At 61.7% G+C, this 2,277-nt stretch carries 2 protein-coding genes and 1 tRNA gene; 2 read left to right on the forward strand and 1 reads right to left on the reverse strand.

Going from position 1 to position 2,277, the window contains the following annotated elements; genetic code table 11:
- The first annotated feature begins 688 nt into the window (after positions 1-688).
- Both EN745_RS33785 and EN745_RS33790 read left to right on the forward strand, forming a co-directional pair.
- Positions 689-958, forward strand: coding sequence for a helix-turn-helix transcriptional regulator (locus EN745_RS33785; RefSeq protein ID WP_126054928.1), 270 nt, complete (start codon positions 689-691; stop codon positions 956-958).
- A gap of 124 nt (positions 959-1,082) precedes the next feature.
- A tRNA-Pro gene (locus EN745_RS33790) sits at positions 1,083-1,159 on the forward strand.
- Positions 1,160-1,245: 86 nt separating this feature from the next.
- Here the strand turns inward: EN745_RS33790 and EN745_RS33795 are convergent.
- Positions 1,246-2,277: O-antigen ligase family protein (locus EN745_RS33795; protein WP_145992301.1), on the reverse strand; the 1,032-nt coding region annotated here is incomplete at its 5' end.

A 2,277-nucleotide genomic window follows, 5' to 3' on the forward strand; every position in this document is an offset into this window, starting at 1 on the left:
AGACAGCGAGGGCCACCGCCAGCCCGAGAGCGGAGAGAAGGGACTTCTTCATGATATCGTTTCCTTTTGCGCGGGCCGCATTCCGAGGGCACCGGACCAAATCGGTGGCTCGAGCGCCGCGATCGGGACTATCCTCCTGGATTCTTTCGGCAATTTTTCCCGACTGTAGAATTTTGTTTCTGGATTGTGTCTGAGTGACATCCGCGCCGTTTCGGCTGGGCGTTTGCCCCGGTTGCAGAGATGATCGCCCACATCGGCGGCACAACGCCGTTGTTGCCAACCACGACGCGGCCGGATGTCAGCATGCCGTCGCCGGCGCGCTGCGCAGTGGCGAAGACGACAGCGCCGGGCCTGAGGTCGTCCGGCGTTGCCGGCGCGAATGCCACGACAGGCTGGCCCGATCCTTCCTGAAATGGCTGGCGCACCTGTCTGGCTTGCCAGCGACATCCGCGGAACGAACGGAGGCTCAACTCGATGTTCGGTTCTTCAAAAGAACTTGATTGGACCTCGCGAAAGACGGGACCGCGCATTTGGCCGGTTTCCGCTTCGTTAAGTCGTTCCGGCGTCGCTTCACGATGGTGTGACGCCCGCTTTGGCGCTTGGCAAATCGCCGCCGAGCGGTCATTGTCTCGCTCGTCTCAGGCAACCCATGATTTGATCAGTGTGTTTCAAACCCAAGGAGTTGCCAATGCCTGCCACTGCAAGACGAGAAGTTCTGACTGATTTGATTGCAACGCCCGGCCATAGCGCCCTCAAAACCGCCCGCGAAACCAGGGGATACAGCCTCGAAGAGCTGTCCCTGACCTGCGGCCTGTCCATTCAAGAGATCGCCGAAATCGAAAGTGGCAGGGATACTGATTCTTCGAAGCTGCGACGAATCGCTGTGGCGCTCCAGCTCCCCGAAGATGCCGTCATTGGCGCGGCGGCGATGGCGCCACCGGAAAGCCGGATCGCCTGAGAGCTGTTCGATAAGCCGGCCGCGGCAATGTTTCCGAAAAACCGGATTCCGCTTTCAGGATTGGGGTCCTGTGGTGGAATTCGGTTGACCCGCACGGGGTTATCACGATAGATCGCGGCCGGTCCGGAGTGTAGCGCAGCCCGGTAGCGCACTTGACTGGGGGTCAAGGGGTCGTCGGTTCGAATCCGGCCACTCCGACCATTCAAACCAGAGACTTGCCCCCAAAAGTCTCTTCTCCTGAAATCAGCGATTTCTGTAGCCGCCTCGGTCGGGCAACAAGCGGATCGTCATGCGGGCGCCAGCCGCAATTCCTTCTGATGCCGGTATTCGAGCGCGATCGCGCCCCAGATCAGGCCGAGCAGCAGGTAGACATGGCGCCAGTGGTCGATGTCGATGAAGGTGCCGAGGCCGATATTACCGACGAAGGCGACATAGGCGCACAAGAGATAGGGCTGCCAGGGCCGGTCGCGCAGAAGGATGCGGAAGCCGGCCACGATCGTCCACACTGTCAGCGTCAGGAAACAGATGAAGCCAAGCCAGCCGTAGTCCATCAGCATCTTCAGCCAGATGTCGTGCGTGTCCTCGCCAAAGATGGTGCCGAACACCAGCGGGCCGATGCCGAACGGATGCTCCAGCGCCATCTGGAAGCCGATCGTGTAGCGGGCGAACCGGCCAAGGCGCGCGGTGTCGTAGCTCTGCTCGAGATGGGCGCGGCTGGAGAACATCTCGCCCACGCCCGGCAGTTGCAGGATCACGACCATGGCGATGACAAGCAGCGCGATGGCGGCGATCGTCATGATCACCACGCGCAGCCGGAACTTGCCGCTGTTGCTCTGCAGGAAGAGTGCGCCGGTCAGCAACACCGCCGAAACCGCGAACATGCCCCAGGCGCCGCGCGAGAAGGAAAAGAAGATGCCGGCGGTGATGATCAGGAGCGGCGCCGCGACCAGCGGCATACGCGCGACGGGACCGGTCAGGAGCAGATAGAGCAGGTAGACGCCGGGCAGCACCAGGAACGGTCCGAACACGTTCGGATCCTGGAAGGCGCCGGCGGCGCGGTCGTATTTGGTGAACACCTCCGCTCCCGGGAAGGCGTGGAAATAGCCGGCGATGCCGAGCAGCGCGGTCAGCACCGCCGATACCACATAGGCGATGAAGATCAGCCGGTAGAGGCTGGGCTGCACCGACGCGACCGCGGCAAAGAAGATCGCGGTGAAGGCGAGGAACATCGAGACGGCGAGGTAGAGCGGCGTGTTGGCGAGATTCGCCATCTGCGTCATCGAGATCATGCCGCCAATATTCATCACTATCAGCAGCAC

Source organism: Mesorhizobium sp. M4A.F.Ca.ET.022.05.2.1 (assembly GCF_003998845.1).
Classification (GTDB): Bacteria; Pseudomonadota; Alphaproteobacteria; order Rhizobiales; family Rhizobiaceae; genus Mesorhizobium.